Raw genomic sequence first — 21,710 nt, 5'->3', positions numbered from 1 at the left:
CTATCCTGCAATATAACGCAGTTGAATGTTATAAAATGCAGGTCAAAAAGTCTCCTAAAGACTTTTCTTCTCCAGGAGGACACGCATGCGCGCGATCGGTCATTTTGTCGGCGGCAAGGAGATCAAGGGGCAGTCGGGCAAGTTCGCCGACGTGTTCGAGCCCATGACCGGTGAGGTCCAGGCGCAGGTGGCGCTGGCCTCGAAGGCCGAGGTCCGCGAGGCCGTGCTCAACGCCAAGGCGGCGCAGCCGGCCTGGGCGGCGACCAATCCCCAGCGCCGCGCCCGCGTGCTGATGAAGTTTCTCGAACTGGTGCAGCGCGACTACGACAAGCTCGCCGACCGCCTCGCCCGCGAGCACGGCAAGACCGTGCCCGACGCCAAGGGCGACATCCAGCGCGGCCTCGAGGTGGTGGAGTTCGCCTGCGGCATTCCGCACCTGATGAAGGGCGAGTACACCGAAGGCGCCGGCCCCGGCATCGACATCTATTCCATGCGCCAGGCCCTCGGCGTCGTCGCCGGCATCACCCCGTTCAACTTCCCGGCGATGATCCCGATGTGGAAGTTCGCTCCGGCGATCGCCTGCGGCAACGCCTTCATTCTCAAGCCCTCCGAGCGCGATCCCGGCGTGCCGATGATGCTCGCCGAGCTGATGCTGGAAGCGGGCCTGCCGCCGGGCATCCTCAATGTCGTCAACGGCGACAAGGAAGCTGTCGACGCCATTCTCGACGATCCGGACATCCGCGCCGTCGGCTTCGTCGGCTCGTCGCCGATCGCCCAGTACATCTATGAGCGCGCCGCGGCCACCGGCAAGCGCGCACAGTGCTTCGGCGGCGCCAAGAACCACGCCATCATCATGCCGGACGCCGACATGGACCAGACGGTCGACGCGCTGATCGGCGCCGGCTACGGCTCCGCCGGCGAGCGCTGCATGGCGATCTCGGTCGCGGTGCCGGTCGGGCAGGCGACCGCCGACAAGCTGATGGAAAAGCTGATCCCGCGCGTCGAGAAGCTCAAGATCGGCCCCTCGACCGATCCGACCGCCGACTACGGTCCGCTGGTGACCCGCGCCGCGCTGGAGCGCGTCAAGGGCTATGTCGAGACCGGCATCCAGGAAGGCGCCAAGCTCGTCGTCGACGGCCGCGGCTTCAAGATGCAGGGCTATGAGAACGGCTTCTATCTCGGCGGCTGCCTGTTCGATCACGTGACCGCAGACATGCGGATCTACAAGGAGGAGATCTTCGGCCCGGTGCTGTCGGTGGTGCGCGCCAAGGACTATGCCGAGGCGCTGCGGCTGCCGACCGAGCACGAGTATGGCAACGGCGTCGCCATCTTCACCCGTGACGGCGACGCGGCGCGCGACTTCGCCGCCAAGGTCGACGTCGGTATGGTCGGCGTCAACGTGCCGATCCCGGTGCCGATCGCCTATTACACCTTCGGCGGCTGGAAGCGCTCGGGCTTCGGCGACCTCAACCAGCACGGCCCGGACTCGATCCGCTTCTACACCAAGACCAAGACCGTCACCTCGCGCTGGCCTTCCGGCGTCAAGGACGGCGCCGAGTTCGTCATTCCGACGATGAACTGATCGGGTGCCCAATCCCTCATCCTGAGGAGCCCGCGTAGCGGGCGTCTCAAAGGCTAAGGCCCGTTCGTTGCAGTTCATTGGCCTCATGGTTCGAGACGCGCGGCTTTGCCGCGCTCCTCACCATGAGGAGATCAAGGAGGCGGGATGCAGTTCGCTCTGACGGAGGATCAGCTCGCGGTCCGCGACATGGCGCGCAGCTTTGCTGCGGAAAAGATCGCGCCGCATGCGCTGGACTGGGACGAGCGCAAGCACTTTCCGCTCGACGTGATGCGGGAGGCGGCGGCGCTCGGCATCGGCGGCATCTATATCCGTGACGATGTCGGCGGCTCGGCGCTGACGCGGTTCGACGCGGCGCTGATCTTCGAGGCGCTCTCCACCGGCTGCCCGACAACGGCGGCGTTCATCTCCATCCACAACATGGCGTCGTGGATGATCGACGCCTATGGCTCGGATGAGCAGCGCCGCAAGTGGCTGCCAAAGCTCTGCACCATGGAGCTCGCCGCGAGCTACTGCCTGACCGAGCCCGGCTCGGGCTCCGACGCCGCCGCGCTCCGCACCCGCGCCGTGCGCGATGGCGACCATTACATCCTCAACGGCCAGAAGCAGTTCATCTCCGGCGCCGGCGCCAGCGGGCTCTATGTGGTGATGGTGCGCACCGGCGGCGACGGCCCGTCCGGCATCTCGACGCTGGTGGTCGAGGCGGACACGCCGGGCCTGTCGTTCGGCGCCAATGAGCGCAAGATGGGCTGGAATGCGCAGCCGACCCGCACGGTGATCTTCGAGAACGCTCGCGTGCCCGTCGCCAACCGGCTCGGCGAGGAGGGCATCGGCTTCAAGATCGCCATGGCCGGCCTCGATGGCGGCCGTCTCAACATCGCGGCCTGTTCGCTCGGCGGCGCGCAGGCCGCGCTCGACAAGACGCTCGCCTACATGAAGGAGCGCAAGGCGTTCGGCAAACGGCTCGACGAATTCCAGGCGCTCCAGTTCCGCCTTGCCGACATGGCGACGGAGCTGGAGGCCGCGCGCACCTTCCTGTGGCGCGCGGCGGCGGCGCTCGATCGCAAGGATCCGGATGCCACCATGCTCTGCGCCATGGCCAAGCGCTTCGGCACCGATGTCGGCTTCGACGTCGCCAACGAGGCGTTGCAACTGCACGGCGGTTACGGCTACCTGTCGGAGTACCGCATCGAAAAGATCGTGCGCGACCTGCGTGTGCACCAGATCCTGGAAGGGACCAACGAGATCATGCGCCTGATCGTGGCTCGCAAGCTGGTCGAGGGCAGCCGATGACCGACGCAGCTCCTGTCGCCGAGGGCGAACTCATCGTCCGCCGCGAAGGCACCGCCGGCGTGCTCAGGCTGAACCGGCCGAAGGCGCTCAATGCCATCACCCTCGACATGGTGCGCGGCATCGATGCCGCGCTCGACAGCTTCGAGCTCGATCCGGCGATCGGCCTCGTGCTGCTCGAAGGCGCTGGCGAGCGCGGCCTGTGCGCCGGCGGCGACATCCGCGGCCTCTATGACAGCGCCAGGGTCGGCGGCGACCTCGGCAAGGTGTTCTGGAGCGAGGAGTACATCGTCAACGCCCGCATCGAGGCCTATCCCAAACCTTATGTCGCCTACATGGACGGCATCGTCATGGGTGGCGGTGTGGGGCTCGCCTGCCATTCCAGCCATCGCGTGGTGACGGAAAAGACCCGCATCGGCATGCCGGAAGTCAGCCTCGGCTTCTTTCCGGATGTCGGCGGCACCTGGCTCTTGTCCCATGCGCCGGGCGAAGTCGGCACGTATCTTGCGCTCACTGGCCAGACCGCCGGGGGCGCCGACGCGGTGGCTGCCGGGCTTGCCGACGCCTTCGTGACGACGGCGCAGTGGCCGGCGCTGCGCGCCGCGCTCACCGCGGCGCCAGCCGGGGCGAGCCATGCCGACATCAATGCCATCATCGCCCGCTTCGCCACGCCGACGACCGGCGGGCCGGTGGCTGAGAACCGCGCGGAGATCGACCGCCTGTTCGCCCATGACACGGTGGAGGCGATTGTTGCGGCGCTGGAGGCGGACGGTTCGGAGTTCGCGCTCGCCACGCTCAAGACCATGCGCGAGAAATCGCCGCGGGGCTTAAAGGTGACACTGCGGCTGCTGCGCGAGGCGCGCACGCTGAAGTCGCTGAAGGAAGCGCTGGTGCATGAATTCCGCGCGTCGCTCGAGGTGTTCGCCAGCGCCGATTTCGTCGAGGGCGTGCGTGCCGTCATCGTCGACAAGGACCGAAACCCCAGCTGGAATCCATCGCGCCTCGAAGACGTCACGCCGCAGATCGTGGACGCCTATTTCACGCCGCGGCGCGACGAGTTGGTGTTCCCGGATTAGGGCGTGTTTTTCCTTCTGTCGTCGCCGGGCTTGTCCCGGCGACCCCGGCAAGGAAGGCACTGCGTCCCTGATCGGGGTGGCTGGGAGACCTTGGTCCTAGCGATCCGCTAAGGACGGATCGCGCTGCGCGGCCACGACAAACGTAAAGCGAGCCGGCCCTCGGGGCTGTTTTGAATTTCAGGATGAGAGCGCACTCGTTCAATCTGCTTCTGTACGAACAACCAGATCCCACACCAAAGGAAACGTCATGGCCACCATCGCATTCATCGGTCTCGGCAATATGGGCGGCCCGATGGCCGGCAACCTGGTCAAGGCCGGGCACAAGGTCACCGGTTTCGATCTCGTGCCGGCCTCGCGCGATGCGGCGAGAGCCGAGGGCGTCGCTATCGCGGCGTCCGCAGCCGACAGCGTCAAGGGCGCCGATGTGGTGATCACCATGCTGCCGGCCGGCAAGCACGTGGTCGCGGTGTGGAGCGAGGTGCTGCCGGCGGTCGCCAAGGGGACGTTGATGATCGACTGTTCGACCGTCGACGTCGACAGCGCCCGTCAGGCCCATGCGCTGGCCGCGAAATCCGCGCTTCCTTCCGTCGATGCGCCGGTGTCCGGCGGCGTCGGTGGTGCCAAGGCGGCGACGTTGACCTTCATGGCCGGTGGCGATGCCAAGGCATTTGCGGCGGCGAAGCCGATCCTCGAGGCGATGGGCAAGAAGATCGTCCACTGCGGCGATGCCGGCGCAGGGCAGGCGGCGAAGATCTGCAACAACATGATCCTCGGCATCTCCATGATCGGCGTGTCCGAGGCGTTCGCGCTCGCCGAGAAGCTGGGGCTGTCGCACCAGGCGCTGTTCGATGTCGCCTCGACCTCGTCGGGACAGTGCTGGTCGCTGACCAGCTATTGCCCGGTGCCGGGGCCGGTGCCGGCGTCGCCCGCTAACAATGATTACAAACCCGGCTTTGCCGCAGCCTTGATGCTCAAGGACCTGCGGCTGTCGCAGGACGCGGCGAAGGCGAGCGGGGCGGCGACGCCGCTCGGCGCCCATGCGGCGGAGATTTATGAGGCGTTCGACAAGGCCGGTCAGGGCGGCGTCGATTTCTCCGGAATCATCCGCTATCTTCGGTCGCTTGCACACTAACAGGGGGAGGCTCGCCATGACCTCGTTCCGGGATGCGCGCGCCTTTCTGCTGAAACACCGCACCGACTACGACACCGCCGTTGCGGGCTTCAAATGGCCCGAGCCGGTGGATTTCAACTGGGCGCTGGACTGGTTCGATGCGGGTCTGGCGGCCGATCCCGACAGCCGTGACCGCCCCGCGCTGTGGATCGTGGACGCGGTGAGCGGCGCCGAGAGCCGGCACAGCTTTGCCGAGCTGTCGCGCCGCTCCAATCAGGTCGCGAACTTCCTGCGCGAACGCGGGCTGAAGCGCGGCGATCACCTGCTGCTGCTGCTCGGCAATGTCGTGCCGCTGTGGGAGACCATGCTGGCGGCGATGAAGCTCGGCCTCGTCATCATCCCGGCGACGACGCTGCTCACGCCGGAGGAATTGCAGGACCGCCTCGATCGCGGTCGCGCCAGGGCAGTGGTCGCTTCCCTCGATCAGGTCGCCAAGTTCGACGGCCTGTCCAGCGAGGGGCTGACGCGGATCGTGGTTGGCGCGCCGCAGGGGCAGGGCGCGTGGGAGGCTTACGAGACCGCGGCGGGCTTCCCGGACAGCTTCACGCCTGATGGCGTCACCCGCGCCGACGATCCGATGCTGCTCTATTTCACCTCCGGCACCACGGCGAAGCCCAAGCTCGTGCTGCACACCCAGCGCAGCTATCCGGTGGGCGCGCTGTCCACCATGTATTGGATCGGGCTGCAGCCGGGCGACGTTCATCTCAACATCTCCTCGCCGGGCTGGGCGAAGCACGCCTGGAGCTGCTTCTTCGCGCCATGGAACGCCGGCGCCACGGTGTTCGTGGTCAACCAGCCGCGGTTCGATGCCAAGGCGCTGCTCGCGGTGGTGGCACGCTGTCGCGTCACCACGCTGTGCGCGCCGCCGACCGTCTGGCGCATGCTGATCCAGGAGCCGCTGGCGTCCTACAAGGTCGCGCTGCGTGAAGTCTGCGGCGCGGGCGAGCCGCTCAATCCCGAGATCATCGACCAGGTCAAGGCGGCCTGGGGCCTGACCATCCGTGACGGCTATGGCCAGACCGAGACCACCGCGCTCGCCGGCAACTCGCCGGGACAGGTCGTCAAGGTCGGCTCGATGGGACGGCCGCTGCCGGGCTACCGGGTGCGCGTCACCGACATCGACGGCCAGCCGGCGACGGAGGGCGAGGCGAGCCTCGTGCTCGGCGCCGATCGTCCCGCCGGGCTAATGACCGGCTATCTGGCGGAAGATGGCACGCCGCGCGGCGCCGATGGCGAGGTCTACCGCACCGGCGATGTCGTCTTCCTCGACGACGATGGCTATCTCACCTTCGTCGGCCGTTCCGACGATGTCTTCAAGTCGTCGGACTACCGCATCAGCCCGTTCGAGCTGGAGAGCGTGCTCCTGGAGCACGCGGCGGTGGCGGAAGCCGCCGTGGTGCCGTCGCCGGATCCGGTGCGGCTTGCGGTGCCCAAGGCCTATGTGCTGCTGGTCGGACAGGCAGAGCCGTCGCGGGAGACTGCGCTGTCGATCTTCAAATACCTGCAGTCGCGCCTCGCGCCATTCAAGCGCATCCGGCGGCTGGAGATCGTCAGCGAGCTGCCCAAGACCATCTCGGGCAAGATCCGCCGGGTGCAGCTGCGCCGCCTCGAGCACGACGACAACCGCAGCGACCGGCTGCGCGGCCACGAGTTCCGCGAGGACGATTTTCCGGAGCTGCAGGCCGGCCGCCCGGCCGGCGGGGCGGGGGCCTGACCGGCTCCGTCGCGGCTGCGGCGAAACCCCACAGCCATGGCGACGCCACCTTGCGGCGCCGCCCAAAAAGGCTTCCTATCGGGCGCAATTGTCCCGATAAAGCCCTCCCATGATCGACAAGCTCGAATTCCTGCTGGCGCTCGCCCGCGAACAGCATTTCGGCCGGGCGGCCGAGTTCTGCGGGGTCAGCCAGCCGACCCTGTCGGCCGGTATCAAGCAGCTCGAGGAATCGCTCGGCCTGCTGCTGGTGAACCGCGGCTCCCGCTTCCAGGGCTTCACGCCGGAGGGGGAGCGGGTGCTCGACTGGGCGCGGCGCATCGTCGGCGACGCCCGCGCCATGCGCCAGGACGTCGACGCCATGAAGCATGGCCTTGTCGGCCATATCAAGATCGCGGCGATCCCGACCGCGCTCGCCATGACCGCGACACTGACCACGCCGTTTCGCGCCAAGCACCCCGGGGTCAAGTTCACCATCCTGTCCTCGACCTCGATCGAGGTGCTGCGGCTGCTGGAAAACCTCGAGGTCGACGCCGGGCTGACCTATCTCGACAACGAGCCGCTCGGCAACGTCAACACCGTGCCGCTCTATCTCGAGCAGTACCGCCTGCTGACCGCGCCGGATGGCGAGCTCGGCGACCGCGAGACCGTGACCTGGGCCGAGGTCGGCAACATCCCGCTGTGCCTGCTGACCCCCAACATGCAGAACCGCAGGATCATCGACCAGCTGCTGCAGCGGGCCGGCGCCACCGCTTCGCCAACGCTGGAATCCAACTCCATGATCGTGCTCTACGCCCATGTCCGCACCGGGCGCTGGGCCAGCGTGATGCCGGCGCGGCTTGCCGAGACGCTCGGGCTCACCGACAAGGTGCGCTCGATCCCGATCGTCGAGCCGAGCAGCGTCCACTCCATCGGCCTCGTGGTGGCCGACCGCGACCCGATGACGCCGCTGGTCGCCGCCCTAACCGAGGAGGCGCGGCTGCTCGCCCGCACCATGACGATTGCCGTCTGACGGCATTTCGCATGGCTATTTCGCATGGCTCATGCCTCGTATTCGGCTGGGGATAGGACGTGGACAGCGCCCGCCAATCCGTGGAAGCTGCCGCCGCAATTTTGGCAAGGACGGGAAGGAACGGACATCTTCATGACCAAGACAATCGGCCGCGATGCCTATGCGCGCCTCGTCGGCACCGAGATCGGGGTGTCGGCCTGGCACCTCGTCGACCAGGCCCGCATCGATACATTTGCGCAGGTGACCGAGGACCATCAGTTCATCCATGTCGATCCCGAGCGCGCGGCGCGCGAGACACCGTTTGGCGGCACGATCGCGCACGGCTTTCTCAGCCTGTCGCTGATGAGCGTGTTCGCCTACGAGGTGCTGCCGGCGATCGAGGGCACGCGGATGAGTGTCAACTACGGCTTCGACAAGCTGCGCTTCGTGTCGCCGGTGCGGGCAGGGTCGCGCGTGCGCGGTCGTTTCACGCTGGCGGAAGCGACACTGCGCTCGCCGAACGAGCTGCTGTCGCGCACCCACGTCACCGTGGAGATCGAGGGTGGTGACAAGCCGGCGCTGGTCGCCGACTGGCTTGGTCTTGTGTTTTTTGCTTGAGGAAAGGCATCCATGACAATCAGGTTTGATGGCAAGGTCGCGATCGTCACTGGCGCGGGCAACGGGCTCGGCAAGGCGCATGCGCTGGGCCTCGCCGCCCGCGGCGCGCGGGTGGTGGTCAACGATTTCGGCGGCGCGCGCGACGGCAGCGGCGGCTCGCTCGGGCCGGCCGACGCGGTGGTGGAAGAGATCCGCAAGGCCGGCGGCGAGGCGATCGCTGACGGCGCCGACGTCTCCAACCGCGAACAGGTCGAGGCCATGGTCGCAAAAGCGGCCGAAACATGGGGACAGGTCGACCTCCTGGTCGCCAACGCCGGCATCCTCCGCGACAAGTCGTTCGGCAAGATGGAGGAGGACGATTTCCGGAAAGTGCTCGACGTCCATCTCATCGGCACCTTCAACTGCTGCAAGGCGGTGTGGAACGGGATGCGCGAGCGCAACTACGGCCGCATCGTGCTGACGACGTCGAGCTCGGGTCTGTTCGGCAATTTCGGCCAGGCCAACTACGGCGCTGCCAAGGCGGCGATGGCCGGCCTGATGAACGTGCTGGCGGAGGAGGGGCGCAAGACCAACATCCGCGTCAACACCATCTCGCCGACCGCCGCGACCCGCATGACCGAGGAACTGCTGCCGCCGCAGGCGCTCGAGCTGCTCAAGCCGGAATCGATCACGCCGGCGGTGCTCTACCTGCTCGGCGCGGACGCGCCGACCCGCACCATCATGGGGGCGGGCGCCGGTTCGTTCGCGGTGATCAGGATCGTCGAGACCGAGGGCGTCAACCTGCCGCCGGAGGAGTGGACGCCGGACGCGATTGCCGCGCATTTCGCCGAGATCAGTGACATGTCCAAAGCCCGCGACCTCGGCGGCGCGTTCCACCAGACCCAGAAATACGTCACCCAGGCCGCTGCGAGGCTCGGCCTCAAGCTCTGAGATCACGGCGCGGCGCTTGCCCGCGCCGTGGCTCGGTCGCGCGAAGGCGGCGCGCCTATTGCCGGCTGACCCAGTCGACGATGGCCGCCGCCTCGGCGGGGACCTTGGACGTCCAGGCGGCGATCGGCGCGATTGCGCCCTGCCTGAGCGCCGCGATCACGGCCGGCGGTGTCGGCTCCGCGATGTGCACGCCATTGGCCCACATCTGCGCATGGTTCTCGGCCGTACGACTGCCGCCATCACGCGCGAGGCCCCTGAAAAGGTCGGGAAGATGGCGACGTTGACTGGCGCTGCGATGGAGCAAGGCCGCCCCAACCGGTCAAGGAGACGATGTGCACGACTGAGAATCTCCCAGCCTGCGTGCTGATCGGCATCAGCGTTCCTGAATTTGCCAGGCGGTACAATCCGGCAGGCCATCGGATCGGTTCCGCCGCAAATGGCTTTGAACCGGGGGGCGGCATCGCGGGACTACAGAGGGCGGATCGAAGCGTGAAGGACATATCCCTGCGTGGCGGCGGAGTGATGGTGTTGCGGCATCACACGTCCGGCGCCCAGCCCGGCCGGCCCATGCGCAGGGAGCGATGACCTCCAACAGCGACCGGATGGAACCGGCAGACCGCTGGTCGGACATCATCGGGAAATGTTTGGGGGTGTGTGAGGCGGCTCACGTCGCGCCGTCGTGTTCCGCGCTCAACTGTTCACCGCGTATGTTCCTCGGTATCGACGGAGACCTCGCATGAAAAGCCTGATGGTCGCGGCCATTGCCGCTTTCGCCGTTGTCGCTGCCGTCCTCGGCACGCCGCGCGCGCACCCGGTTCTGGCCATCGAGGAGGGCGGATCAGGAAGCCGCTCGGCGCTGCAGGAGGCGCAACGCGCGCGCAGCGCCGACATCCTTCCGGAACAGGATTTCGAGGATCGCTCGCTCGTCTTCCCGCGCGAGGCGGCGCGCTGATCCCTGCATGTCCGGCCGTCGCCCGTGCCGGGCGGCGCCATGCGCGGTCGCGATGGCCGCAGGATGAATCGCTGCCGGGCTAGGCCGCGTACTCATACCCGCGGCGAGGTCCGCTTTGCTCCGATTCCGACCTCCTTTGCGCAACAGCAGCAAGTGCCGCGATGGGCCATCTTCGGACTCCGTCCCTCGGGCGCGACGTCCGACTGCAGTGTTTGACCTAGATCAACGTGAACATCAGGGAGTGTGAGCAGCCTTCTGTTTATGATGCTCGAAACGCTTGCATTGCTGCCGCGCCGTAGCCGCCTCCTTGTGGCGCTCATGGTCTTGGTAGCGATTACCGGCGCAGTATGGGCTGCTGCCTATTTCCTCAAACCGGCCGTGCCGCATCGCATCGTGCTCGCTTCGGGCCTGGTAGACGGAGTATTTCACCAACACGCCCAGCGCTACATCGAGATACTTGCACGGTCTGGGGTTGTGGTGCAGGAACGATTGACCTCCGGCGCCGGCGAGAATTTGCGGCTTCTGGAAGATCGGCACTCCGGCGTCGACATCGCTTTCACGCAAGGCGGCATCGCCAGGTTTCCTGAGGCCGACGGCGTTGTGATGCTTTCGAGTCTTTACTACGTCCCCATGTGGGTCTTCTACCACAACACGGAAACCTTGAACCACCTCAATGACCTGCGCTACCATCGGGTCGCGATCGGTGTTCAAGGAAGCGGCACTCGCTCTCTTCTCGAGCCCCTCTTCGCCCTCAATGGCCTCACGAGCGACAACATCGTCATGGTGCCGTTGGGAAATGATGATGCCTTGCAAGCCTTGAAATCTGAGGAGGTCGATGCAGTAGTCTTTGTCGACGCTGCTCAAAACCGAGCCGTTTGGGCTGCGCTTCACGATCCCAGTCTGAAATTGCTGAGCTACGGCCACGCTGACGCATATCCGCGACTGCTGCCTTATGTGCGGAAGTTGATGCTGCCTTCAGGCGTCATCGATCTGGCGCACGACGTTCCCGAGAAGGCCCTCGCACTTGTCGGCACCAAAGCTATGCTGGCGGCCCGCGACGACTTGCACCCTGCGCTAGTCGAATTGCTGGTGGACGCCGCCCACGAGATTCATAGCGGTCAAGGTCTGTTCGAAGAGGCCGCCGAGTTTCCAGCGACGGCCCGGGTCGACCTCCGTGTGTCGACTCATGCCGATCAGCACAAGCGTTTCGGCCCCAGCTTGATTTATCGGTATTTACCGTTCTGGCTCGCGACATTGGTTGAGAGAGCAATAATCATCTTGCTCCCTCTGGCTGCCGTTCTGTTGCCTCTTTTCCATTATCTGCCACAAGTCCTCCGGTGGCGGCTTCGGTCCCGTGTCTATCGTTGGTATGGGGAGCTCGCTCTGCTCGAACGAGATGTCGCTGAGCGGACCGGTGTTTTACCGGCTGACAAGTGGATCGCCGACCTCGACCGTATCGAGAGGGCTGTCGCTCGTATACACATACCTTCCGGGTATGCGAGCGAGGCCTACACACTGCGTGAACATATTGCCTTGGTCCGGCGCAACGTCATGGCACGAACCAGATTACAAGGTACTGCCACCGCAGCATAGATTGTTCTGCGGAAGCCGTGGAGAACGACCGTCCGGGCAACTTGGGCTATCTAACGAGTCAGCGTCCTAACGCGTCTCCGGGCCCGCCGGGGGCGCCGGTTCGTCACGAGGTTCTGTGTCTCGCGCGCGCAGATAATCGTCAGTGGTGCGCGGCGGCGCCCGCTTGGGGACGCCCGCGAACGGATCGAACTGTTGCTCGCTCATGGCGATCACGCGGCAGTCGGCGCACATGCGCACCGTGTCCAGCCGTCTGTCGCCGGCGGGATACATCCAGTGCCGGCCCTCGAGCCTGACCGCGATCCTGTCGATGGTGCTCTTGATGCCAAAGGGAGTGTTGCAGCGGATGCAGAGCGCCGGCTCTTCCTCTTTGAGGATCTCAGCCGGGGCCCGGGTGGCGCGAAAATCGATCCGGGGGGTAAGGGTGATGACCTTCTCCGGGCAGGTGCTCTGGCACAGGCCGCATTGCACGCAGGAATCCTCGACGAATTTGAGCACTGGACGATCGGGATCGTCGCGCAGCGCGCCGGTCGGGCAGGCCGAGACACAGGACAGGCACAAGGTGCAGCCGTCGACATTGACGCTGACCGCGCCGAGCGGTGCGCCATCGGGCAGGGCGATGACGTCGACCGGCGACGGCGCCGCGCGGTGCAACTCGTGCAGGGCGATGCGCAGCAGATCGCGCCGTTTGCCGACAGTGCGGAAGGTCGCGGGATGGGCGACGGCCGGCGCAGGCGCGATGGTCCGCAGCGCCGCATCGAGCGCATCGGGATCGTCGGTTGCGATGGCCTCGATCCGGCGTCCGGTCAACCCGAGCCCGGAGGTGATCGTCCCGGCCATTGCGATCGTGTGGTGAAGGCCGGCGATGTCATGCCGCGGCCTGGCGCGAACAAGAAAGCGGATGGCGGCCGCGCCATAGGCAAACGCCGCGATGACGGCCTCGAGGCCGACCTCGGTCACCTCGTTCACGGCGAGCGGCAGCACGTTGGCCGCAAGCCCGTCGCCATGGCGGGCGAGCGCATCGATCAGCGCGCTGCCGTGCTCGCCATCGTGGACCAGGACGATGGCATCGCTGCCGCCGGCGTTGCGATAGGCCAGCAGCATCGCCCGCAACGTGTGCAGCAGCGTGTCGGCCGGCGGCAGCGCATAGGTGGCGGCCCCGGTGGGGCAGGCGGCTGTGCACTGGCCGCATCCGGCGCAGACCTCGGCGTTGATCCGGACATGATCGCCATCGGGCGTGATCGCGCCGGTCGGGCAAAGGTCGAGGCAGCGATGGCAGCCGATCAGGCCGGACCTGGAATGGGCGCACAGCTCCGCGGTGAAGTCGACATATCTCGGCTTGTCGAAGCTGCCGACGAGGTCGCGCGCCCTGAGCACCGCGCGCAGCATGGCGGAGGGGTCGCGTGGATCGGCCCGGAGATAACCGTCGCGCAGATCGTGGGCTGCGAACAGCGCAGGACCACCGGAGAGATCGAGGACGATGTCGCATTGCGAGGTCAGGCCGCTGCGCGCCGTCTCGAACGCGAGCGCCGCGCGCGAGGAGGGGCGAGGCACGGCATAGCCGTCGATCGTCAGTGAAAAGGCACCGAGATGCCCCCTGGCGTTGCGGATCGTTCCCCTGACAATGGGAAACGGTGTCGTCGCCTGCGGCGCAACCGGCGCCGCGCCCATCAGCATCACGGTAACGTCGAGGTGATCGGCGAGCAGCCGGCCCGCTTCGACCGCGACGTCGTCGCGGCCATAGATCAGGATCACGCCCTCGCTCGACAGGGTGACAAAGGGGTGAGGCGGCACCGGCTCGGATGCCGCGGCCAGCAGCCCCGCCATCTTGGGGCCCGCCTGCGGCCCTTCCGTCGACCAGCCCGCCGTCTCCCGGATGTTGACGAATGCCGTGCTGTGCGCGCGCCCGTCCAGCTCATCCGCAAACAGCGGCGCCTCCTGGGTGCAGCCGACGATCAGTGGCCCTGCGACGGCTGCCGTGTTGCGCAAGCGCTCGAGTTCGCTGCGGCAGAGCTGGCGGGCCTCGACAATGTCGCAGTCGGAGCAGCCTCGCCTGATGGCCGCCGTGTCGAGGCGCATCGTGTCTTCGCACGAGCAGATCAGGATCGTTTTCGGCGAGTTCGCCATGTGCAGCCGGCTGCCTTCCTCAACGCATCGGCGACCGCGCGGGCCCGGGCTCGCGCCGCTCCTTCTGCTCGGATAAGCTATTCTCGCAAGATTGGAAAAGGAAGCTGGAGGTCCGCGTGTCGCCGGCCGTCCGCATGCCCGCACCGATGTCGGAGCCGCTTCGTCTGCCGCCGCCGTTCACGCTGGTGCGGCTGCGCGAGCGCGGTGACGCCTTTGCCCATGCCTGTGCGATCGCCGGCGAGAGTGGGGCAGGGACGCTGACCTATGTCGGACGCTTCGATCTTGCTGAGTTCGCCGTGGTGCTGGAGCCGGATCAGCCGTTGCGCACCGCGCGCCGCGCCTTCTGCGCCGCGATGGTGGCATTGACCGATGCGCTGCGCGCCTATGCGCCGCCGCACAAGGCCGTCACGATCGACTGGCCCGACGCGGTCCGGGTCGACGGCGGGCTGGTCGGCGGCGGGCGGCTCGGCTGGCCGGCGGTTGCGGCAGAGGACGAGCCGCCACGCTGGCTGGTGTTCGGGGCGATGATCCGGACGGTCGCCATGACCGACACGGACGCCGGCGTGTATCCGCTGGTGTCGGCGCTCGACCAGGAGGGGTTTGGCGAGGCGGGCGCGGCTCAGATCGCGGAGAGCTTTGCCCGGCACCTGATGCGCGCCATCGAGATCTGGCAGGCTGACGGCTTCGATGCCATTGCGGGCGAATTCCTCGGCCGGCTGACACACGCGCCGCTGACCGGACAGGCGCTCGCCGCCAATGGCGATCTCCTGACGCGGCGGCGCGGGACGGACCGCAGCGCGCGGTCTGATCTCAGGACGGCGCTGCTGGCGCCGTCCTGGTTCGATCCAGGGCTCGGCGGGCCGCGCCAATGAAACTGCTGCGCACGATCGCCCTCGATCCCTCCGACACGTTCGTGTTCGACGTGGCTGCGGCGCCCGGCGACTGGGCGGTGTCGGGTGCGTTCCGCTTCTTCGACCGCGATCCCGCGACGCCGGGCGGCAGGGACCGCGCCGCGTTCCGCAGCGGATTTCTCGGGGTTAAGTCCTGGGGCTGGTCGACGCTGGCGCAGATCGTCCACGCGACCGAACACGACCGGCAGGCGCTGGTGGATCTCCTGGCGCGGCAACTGGTCGAGCAGTTGGGCGCGCCGGATCTGGCGACGGCGCGTCCTGCGGCGGAGGAGGAGGTGGGCTTTGCGCAGTCGCTCTGTCGCCATCCCGTCGGCACGCTGATCGCCGTCCATCGCACGCTGAACGCGGGCGATATCAGCGAGTCGTTTCGCAGATTGCAGCTGCGGCAGGGGCAAGGGCACGGCAAGGCTTTCTCCTTCATGGAGATGGATGACGATGCCGAGCCCGATGGTGCCCTCAATCTGGCGGAGCTTGGTCAGGAGCCGCGGCGATGACGGATTTTTGGATCGCCTGCGGCCATCATCTGCTCGATCGCAATGCGAGCGGCGGGCTGGTCGTCACCGACGCGTTCCTGAAAGCCTATGTCGCCCGCCCGGAGCTGATGCCGCCGGACGACGCCTGCGCGGTCGAGCGCGCCTTGCACCGGCGCTTGCTGGCGGATCCGCGCCGCCCCGTCGGGGACGACGAGGTGGCGGCCATCGCCGATGCCGATGCCCGCGAGAACTGGCAGCTCGTGCTGGCCTTTCGCGACCTCCTGCTGCGCCATCAAACGCTGGAGGCGGCTTATCTTGCGACGGTGCGGTCTGATGCCGTCACGCTGCCGCCGCTGTTCATCAACCAGCTCGTGCATGTCATCCTGCGCAATGCGCTCGACGGCTGCGATGATCCGATCCGGTTGCGCGCGGCCGAGTTGTTCTTCCGGCCGCAGCGCATCCTGCCGCACGAGCATGCGCTGCTCCTGGGCGACGAGGAGGTCGTCGGCGGGCGGAGCCCGACGCCGGTGCTGTCGCTGATGTCGATGCTGGGGGCGGCGACCGACGCTGAACTCGACATTCTGACCGCGGCAAACGCCGACAGCTATTGGCCGCGCAGCGACCGCTTCGAGATGGGCCTCGACCTGACCGGCGGTGGCCCGGGCCCCGCCGCGCTGGCCGGCGCGATGCAGTGCTGGATTTCGCATCTCCTCGGCATTGAGGTGGCGATCGAACCGGTCACCGGGCTGCGCGACGCGGTGTTCGAGTGGTATGTCGGCCTTGATGCCGAGGCGACCCGCATCGGTGACCGGCTGTGGCGGGGGGAGGCCCTCGACGAGCGCACCGCGGGGCGTGTGCTGGCGCTGTTTCGGCTGACCATCGCCGACCCCCGCCTGACCGTCGACGCCGTCAGACACGCGCCGACCTATCTGATCCTGGCCATGACGGCCGATCAGGTCGTGCGGATGAAGCCGCAGAACCTGTTGACGGGGCTGCCGATCAAGCATCTGGAGGCGGTGACATGACCGCGGTCGTCAAGCCGCTGCTGCAGATCGTCGTCGGCGTCGTGGTCGAGCGTCGCCGCACCGCGTCACGTTGGACCGACTTCGTCTGGCGCGGCATCGCGGTGCTGCCGGACGAGCCGGCGATGGCGCCATGGACGGTGATCCGCGACCAGGACGACGCCACGCTGTTCTATGCCGGCCGCGCGAGCATTGATCTCTACCGCTCGGAGACCGAGCGCTATCGCGACAACCTCGCCAGCGGTGCGCCCGGCGTCTGGATCGTCCTGAGCCCGTCCGAGGGATCCTGGCCTTATGTCGTTGCGGCTGTGACGGCCGACCCTGCGGAAGGGGAGGCCTACACCGAGGCCGGCGCCAACCTGGTCGAAGCGGTGCCGATGCCCGAGGTGCTGCGCCAGACCATTGCGCATTTCATCGCCGAGCACCACGTCGAGAGGGAATTCTTCAAGCGCGCGCGCGGCCGCATCGATCCGGAGGCGCTGGCGCGGCGGCGTCATGACGGTGAGCACGAGTGAGCACCGAGAACGACCAGTTCCTGGCGCGCTGGTCGCGCCGCAAGCAGGAGGCGAAAGCGGTCGCCGCCGCCCCCGGGGGCGAACAGGCCACTGCGGCCCAAGCGCCGACGCCGGTTGACGGCGCTGCGGCGCAGCCACTTTCGCACGACCGCGATGTCGCGTGTCTGCCGCCCATCGACGCGATCGATGCCGCCACCGACATCACCGCGTTTCTGCGCCAGGGCATTCCGCAGGAGCTGAGCCGGGCGGCGCTCCGCCGCGCCTGGAGCGCCGATCCCGCGATCCGCGATTTTGTCGGTCTGGCGGAGAACGCCTGGGATTTCAACGACCCCAACGCCATGCCCGGCTTCGGCCCGCTCGATCTTTCGGCCACGCAGGTCGATGCCCTCGTTCGCCGGATTGTCGGCGGCGTGGTGCAGTCCGCCGGACACGCCGGTCCTGTTGCGGAGACCGGCGCGGACGCCGCGCCGTCGGTGCCCGTGGCGGTCGATGCGGCGCCAGCCTCGCATCAGGTCGAGGCGCCGGCGTGCCCGCCTGATGAGGCCGCGACAGCGGAGCTGCCGACCAGCTCTGCTGCGCCGCAACTCCCCACGGAGAGTGCGAATGCGCCTGCGCGTCGCCGCAACCATGGTGGCGCGCTGCCGCGATAGGGGCGGCAAGCTGCGATAGCCTCAAGCTATGAGGTTCGATTGACCACGTTCCGACGCAGCGCTAGTCTTGTTTTTAAGCAGACGCAATCAGACGCTTGGCCCCGAGGGAGGGCAGCGACGTGCGCGATGCGGGCCTTGAACGAGCCATCGATGCTGCGGGAGGCGTAGCTCAGCTTGCCCGCAAGATCGGTATTGCCCAGCCCTCGGTGTCGAACTGGAGCCGGGTGCCGGCCCAGCGTGTCGTTGCCGTCGAAATGGCAACCGGCGTGTCGCGGGACATTCTCCGACCCGATCTTTATGGCGAGCCGGCGCGATCGGACGACGGCACCGATGCGGTCGAAGCCGGGCGCGCGCGGGAATATGCGCTGCTGGCGACGCTGCTATCATCGGCGCCGTCGCAGGCCCTGCTGGACCAGCTCGCGCAGCTGGATGGTGATGCGACGCCGCTCGGGCGGGCCCATGCCGCCCTTGCCGAGGCCGCGTCGACCGCGGTCGCGTGCGAGGTGGCGCGCGCATATGGCGAACTCTTCATCGGCCTCGGGCGCGGCGAGGTACTGCCTTACGCGTCCTACTATCTGACCGGCTTTCTCAACGAACGGCCGCTGTCGCGGCTGCGCGACGATCTCGCCGCGCTCGGGATCGTGCGGGCGGAGGGCAATTTCGAGCCCGAGGACCATGCGGCGACGCTGTGCGAGATCATGGCGGGCCTCGTCGCGGGCCGCTTCCCGCTGTCGCTGGACGATCAGCGCGCCTTTTTCGACAAGCATGTGTCACGCTGGATGGGGCGTCTGTTCGCCGACATCGAGAAAGCCGAAAGCGCGGGGTTCTATCGCTCGGTCGGAGCGCTTGGCCGGATTTTTCTGGAGATCGAGACCGCGGCGTTCACGTTCGCCAACTGACTTGCCGGCGAGGATCGGGGAGAGTTGCGATGCAGGACGACAAGCAGGAGACGGTGGGCCGCCGCGACTTTCTTCGCAAGGTCGGCATCGGCACCGCCGGGGTCGGCGCGACACTGGCGACGCCCTTGATCGCGCCGGCTGCGGCCGACAGCGAGACCGAGGATGACAAGCGCAGGGCGCGCTACCGGGAAACCGATCACGTCAAGGCGTATTATCGCGTCAACCGCTATCCGCGCTGAGGGAGGCGGCCATGCTGATCAGGCGAACACAGCGCTCCGCTTCCGACCGTCGCGGCTCTGTCGCGGCCCATCTGTCCGGGCAGGGCGGCGGCCTCGACCGCCGCTCGTTCCTGCGCCAGTCCGGCCTTGCCGGCGGCGCGCTCGCCGCGCTCGGTGCGCTGCCGCTCGGCGGCGTCCGCAAGGCGGATGCGGCGTTGGCCGGCCCGCTTGCCGCCGGCGCGAGCATTCGCAAGAGCATCTGCACCCATTGCTCGGTGGGATGCACGGTGACCGCGGAGGTGCTGAACGGGGTCTGGATCGGCCAGGAGCCGAGCTGGGATTCGCCGATCAATCGCGGCTCGCACTGCGCCAAGGGCGCCTCCGTGCGCGAGCTCGTGCACAGCGAACGGCGGCTGCGCTATCCGATGAAGCTGGTCAATGGTCAGTGGACGCGGATGTCCTGGGACGCCGCGATCAACGAGATCGGCGACCAGCTGCTCGACGTTCGCGCCAAGTCGGGGCCGGATTCGGTGTACTGGCTGGGGTCGGCCAAGATGACCAATGAGGGCGCCTACCTGTTCCGCAAGCTCGGCGCATTCTGGGGCACCAACAACACCGACCACCAGGCCCGCATCTGCCATTCGACCACCGTCACCGGCGTCGCCAACACCTGGGGCTACGGCGCCATGACCAACAGCTTCAACGACATCCGCAATGCCAGGACCCAGATCATCATGGGCGGCAATCCGGCGGAGGCGCATCCGGTGTCCCTGCAGCACCTGCTCGAAGGCAAGGAGATGCAGAAGGCCAACCTCGTCGTCATCGATCCGCGCCTGACGCGCACCGCGGCGCACGCGACCGAGTATGTCCGCATGCGGCCGGGCACCGACATCCCGGTGCTCTATGGCATGATGTGGCACATCCTGCAGAACGGCTGGGAGGACAAGGAATTCATCAGCCAGCGCGTCTACGGCTTCGACGACCTGCGCAAGGAAGTGGAGAAGTGGACCCCGGACGAGGTCGAGCGTGTCAGCGGCGTGCCCGGCGAGCAGCTCAAGCGTGTCGCCAGGCTGTTTGCCACCGAGAAGCCGGCGACGCTGATCTGGGCCATGGGCCAGACCCAGAAGACCGTCGGCACCGCCAATGTGCGGGCGAGCTGCATCGCACTGTTGATGACCGGCAATGTCGGCGGGCCAGGTATGGGCGCCAACATCTTCCGCGGCCATGACAACGTCCAGGGCGCGACCGATGTCGGGCTCGATATCGTGACGCTGCCGTTCTACTACGGCCTCACGGAAGCGGCCTGGAAGCATTGGGCGCGGGTGTGGGGCGTCGGCTACGACGTGCTGCTGTCGCGCTTCGATTCCAAGCAGGTCATGGAGACGCCCGGCATTCCGCTCACCCGCTGGTTCGAGGCGGTGACCTTGCCGAAGGACCAGGTCGCCCAGAAGACCAACGTCCGGGCGGTGTTCGTGCAGGGCCATGCCAGCAACAGCATCACCCGCATTCCGGAATCCCTGAACGGCCTGAAGGCGCTCGACCTCCTGGTCATCGCCGATCCGCATCCGACCACCTGGACGTCGCTCGCGGTCGAGGCCGGCCGCAAGGATAATCTCTACATCCTGCCCATTGCCACCCAGTTCGAGTGCAAGGGCTCGCGCGTCGCCTCCAACCGCTCGCTGCAGTGGGGCGAGCAGATCGTGAAACCGGTCTTCGAAGCCAAGGATGATCTCGAGGTCATCTACCGGATGGCGAGGAAGTTCGGCTTCGCCGATGAGATGTTCAGGAACATCAAGGTCGAGAACGAACTGCCGGACGCGGAGGATGTGCTGCGCGAGATGAACCGCGGCAGCTGGTCGACGGGCTATTGCGGCCAGTCGCCGGAGCGTCTCAAGGCGCACATGAAGAACCAGGCCAAGTTCGACATGCTGACCATGCGGGCGCCCAAGGACGACCCGGAGGTCGGCGGCGATTATTATGGCCTGCCGTGGCCGTGCTGGGGCTCGCCCGAGGTGCGGCATCCGGGCACGCCGCTGCTCTACAACACCCATCTCGCCGTGATGGACGGCGGCGGCACGTTCCGGCCGCGCTTCGGCATCGAGCGCGAGGAGAAGCTGCCCGACGGCACGACGCGAAAGGTCAGCCTGCTGGCCGACGGGTCGTATTCCAAGGACTCGGACATCAAGGACGGCTATCCGGAGTTCACGCTGGCGAGCCTCAAGAAGCTCGGCTGGGACAAGGATCTGACGGAAGCCGAGCTGGCGGTGATCAACACCATCAATCCGGCGACGCCCGATGCGGTGTCGTGGTCGCTCGACCTGTCCGGCGGCATCCAGCGCGTCGCGCTGCTGCATGGCTGTGTGCCGCATGGCAACGGCAAGGCGCGCATGAACGCGTTCGGCCTGCCCGATCCCATTCCGGTGCATCGCGAGCCGATCTACACGCCGCGCGCCGATCTCGTCGCCAAGTATCCGACGCTGCCCGATGCCAGGCAGTTCCGCCTGCCCAACATCGGCTTCTCCGTGCAGAAGGCCGCGGTCGACAAGGGCATTGCCCGGCAATTTCCGCTGGTGCTGTCCTCGGGACGCCTCGTCGAGTATGAGGGCGGCGGCGAGGAGACGCGGACCAATCCGTGGCTCGCCGAGCTGCAGCAGGACATGTTCATCGAGATCAACCCGGCGGATGCGGCCGATCGCGGCATCAGGGATGGCGGCTGGGTCTGGGTCAGCGGCGCCGAGAACGGTTCACGCGCCAGGATGAAGGCGCTGGTCACCGAGCGGGTCGGCAAGGGCGTCGCCTGGATGCCGTTCCACTTCGGCGGCTGGTTCGGCGGTGCCGATCTCCGCAGGAACTATCCCGCGGGGACCGATCCGATCGTGCTCGGCGAGAGCGCCAACACCATCACGACCTACGGTTATGATCCCGCGACCAACATGCAGGAGACCAAGGTCACCCTCTGCCAGATCGTCGCAGCGTGACAGGAGCAG

The 21,710-nt window shown here is 67.1% G+C and carries 20 protein-coding genes; 18 read left to right on the top strand and 2 right to left on the bottom strand.

Annotated features, from left to right (window positions below; translation table 11 throughout):
* Nucleotides 1-85 precede the first annotated feature (85 nt).
* The 8 genes from AB4Z37_RS11990 to AB4Z37_RS11955 all read left to right on the top strand — a co-directional run bounded on the left by AB4Z37_RS11990 (nt 86) and on the right by AB4Z37_RS11955 (nt 9,366).
* Nucleotides 86-1,582, top strand: coding sequence for a CoA-acylating methylmalonate-semialdehyde dehydrogenase (locus tag AB4Z37_RS11990; protein WP_211969569.1), 1,497 nt, complete (start codon nt 86-88; stop codon nt 1,580-1,582).
* Nucleotides 1,583-1,726: 144 nt separating this feature from the next.
* Complete coding sequence (locus AB4Z37_RS11985; protein ID WP_441516952.1) at nt 1,727-2,872, top strand: isobutyryl-CoA dehydrogenase; 1,146 nt, start codon at nt 1,727-1,729, stop codon at nt 2,870-2,872.
* Complete coding sequence (locus AB4Z37_RS11980; RefSeq protein ID WP_441516951.1) at nt 2,869-3,945, top strand: enoyl-CoA hydratase/isomerase family protein; 1,077 nt, start codon at nt 2,869-2,871, stop codon at nt 3,943-3,945. Before AB4Z37_RS11985 ends, AB4Z37_RS11980 begins: the two co-directional genes overlap by 4 nt.
* 247 nt (nt 3,946-4,192) lie before the next feature.
* Nucleotides 4,193-5,077, top strand: a complete 885-nt coding sequence (mmsB, locus tag AB4Z37_RS11975) for a 3-hydroxyisobutyrate dehydrogenase (protein WP_441516950.1) — start codon at nt 4,193-4,195, stop codon at nt 5,075-5,077.
* Nucleotides 5,078-5,093: 16 nt separating this feature from the next.
* On the top strand, nt 5,094-6,830 hold the full coding sequence (locus AB4Z37_RS11970) for an AMP-binding protein (RefSeq protein WP_441516949.1): 1,737 nt from the start codon (nt 5,094-5,096) through the stop codon (nt 6,828-6,830).
* A 109-nt stretch (nt 6,831-6,939) separates the two neighbouring features.
* Nucleotides 6,940-7,839, top strand: coding sequence for a LysR family transcriptional regulator (locus AB4Z37_RS11965; RefSeq protein WP_441516948.1), 900 nt, complete (start codon nt 6,940-6,942; stop codon nt 7,837-7,839).
* 132 nt (nt 7,840-7,971) lie between these two features.
* Nucleotides 7,972-8,436: a MaoC family dehydratase gene (locus AB4Z37_RS11960; RefSeq protein WP_441516947.1), complete on the top strand. Its 465-nt coding sequence runs from the start codon at nt 7,972-7,974 to the stop codon at nt 8,434-8,436.
* 12 nt (nt 8,437-8,448) lie between these two features.
* Nucleotides 8,449-9,366, top strand: a complete 918-nt coding sequence (locus AB4Z37_RS11955) for an SDR family NAD(P)-dependent oxidoreductase (RefSeq protein WP_441516946.1) — start codon at nt 8,449-8,451, stop codon at nt 9,364-9,366.
* Nucleotides 9,367-9,421: 55 nt separating this feature from the next.
* Here AB4Z37_RS11955 and AB4Z37_RS11950 read toward each other — a convergent pair whose 3' ends face one another.
* Nucleotides 9,422-9,571: a hypothetical protein gene (locus AB4Z37_RS11950; RefSeq protein WP_441516945.1), complete on the bottom strand. Its 150-nt coding sequence runs from the start codon at nt 9,569-9,571 to the stop codon at nt 9,422-9,424.
* 531 nt (nt 9,572-10,102) lie between these two features.
* On the opposite strand from AB4Z37_RS11950, the gene AB4Z37_RS11945 reads away from it, so the two are divergent.
* The gene (locus tag AB4Z37_RS11945) at nt 10,103-10,318 is read left to right on the top strand and encodes a hypothetical protein (protein WP_441516944.1); all 216 of its coding nucleotides are present in this window, start codon (nt 10,103-10,105) and stop codon (nt 10,316-10,318) included.
* A gap of 243 nt (nt 10,319-10,561) precedes the next feature.
* Nucleotides 10,562-11,911, top strand: coding sequence for a TAXI family TRAP transporter solute-binding subunit (locus AB4Z37_RS11940; RefSeq protein ID WP_441516943.1), 1,350 nt, complete (start codon nt 10,562-10,564; stop codon nt 11,909-11,911).
* A 66-nt stretch (nt 11,912-11,977) separates the two neighbouring features.
* Here AB4Z37_RS11940 and AB4Z37_RS11935 read toward each other — a convergent pair whose 3' ends face one another.
* Nucleotides 11,978-13,987 carry a 4Fe-4S binding protein gene (locus AB4Z37_RS11935; protein ID WP_441516942.1) on the bottom strand — a complete coding sequence of 670 codons (2,010 nt, stop codon included), beginning with the start codon at nt 13,985-13,987 and terminating at the stop codon, nt 11,978-11,980.
* Between the two features lie 182 nt (nt 13,988-14,169).
* On the opposite strand from AB4Z37_RS11935, the gene AB4Z37_RS11930 reads away from it, so the two are divergent.
* From AB4Z37_RS11930 to AB4Z37_RS11895, 8 genes are all read left to right on the top strand, one after another.
* Nucleotides 14,170-14,907 carry a biotin/lipoate--protein ligase family protein gene (locus tag AB4Z37_RS11930; RefSeq protein ID WP_441517051.1) on the top strand — a complete coding sequence of 246 codons (738 nt, stop codon included), beginning with the start codon at nt 14,170-14,172 and terminating at the stop codon, nt 14,905-14,907.
* Complete coding sequence (locus tag AB4Z37_RS11925) at nt 14,904-15,440, top strand: DUF6505 family protein (protein ID WP_441516941.1); 537 nt, start codon at nt 14,904-14,906, stop codon at nt 15,438-15,440. Before AB4Z37_RS11930 ends, AB4Z37_RS11925 begins: the two co-directional genes overlap by 4 nt.
* The gene (locus AB4Z37_RS11920) at nt 15,437-16,444 is read left to right on the top strand and encodes a DUF6352 family protein (RefSeq protein ID WP_441516940.1); all 1,008 of its coding nucleotides are present in this window, start codon (nt 15,437-15,439) and stop codon (nt 16,442-16,444) included. Before AB4Z37_RS11925 ends, AB4Z37_RS11920 begins: the two co-directional genes overlap by 4 nt.
* Nucleotides 16,441-16,956 (top strand): DUF3305 domain-containing protein, encoded by a 516-nt coding sequence (locus tag AB4Z37_RS11915; RefSeq protein ID WP_441516939.1) that lies wholly within the window; start codon nt 16,441-16,443, stop codon nt 16,954-16,956. The genes AB4Z37_RS11920 and AB4Z37_RS11915 overlap by 4 nt, the downstream gene beginning before the upstream one ends.
* On the top strand, nt 16,953-17,606 hold the full coding sequence (locus tag AB4Z37_RS11910) for a DUF3306 domain-containing protein (protein ID WP_441516938.1): 654 nt from the start codon (nt 16,953-16,955) through the stop codon (nt 17,604-17,606). The genes AB4Z37_RS11915 and AB4Z37_RS11910 overlap by 4 nt, the downstream gene beginning before the upstream one ends.
* A gap of 119 nt (nt 17,607-17,725) precedes the next feature.
* Complete coding sequence (locus AB4Z37_RS11905) at nt 17,726-18,505, top strand: molecular chaperone TorD family protein (RefSeq protein ID WP_441516937.1); 780 nt, start codon at nt 17,726-17,728, stop codon at nt 18,503-18,505.
* Nucleotides 18,506-18,534: 29 nt separating this feature from the next.
* The gene (locus tag AB4Z37_RS11900) at nt 18,535-18,744 is read left to right on the top strand and encodes a twin-arginine translocation signal domain-containing protein (protein WP_441516936.1); all 210 of its coding nucleotides are present in this window, start codon (nt 18,535-18,537) and stop codon (nt 18,742-18,744) included.
* 11 nt (nt 18,745-18,755) lie between these two features.
* Nucleotides 18,756-21,701 (top strand): formate dehydrogenase subunit alpha, encoded by a 2,946-nt coding sequence (locus AB4Z37_RS11895; RefSeq protein WP_441516935.1) that lies wholly within the window; start codon nt 18,756-18,758, stop codon nt 21,699-21,701.
* The last annotated feature ends 9 nt before the right edge of the window (nt 21,702-21,710 follow it).

The organism is Bradyrhizobium sp. 2TAF24 (assembly GCF_052115025.1).
Lineage (GTDB): Bacteria > Pseudomonadota > Alphaproteobacteria > Rhizobiales > Xanthobacteraceae > Bradyrhizobium_A.
The sequence above is the reverse complement of the archived record's forward strand: the minus strand, read 5'-3'. Positions and strand labels throughout refer to the sequence as shown.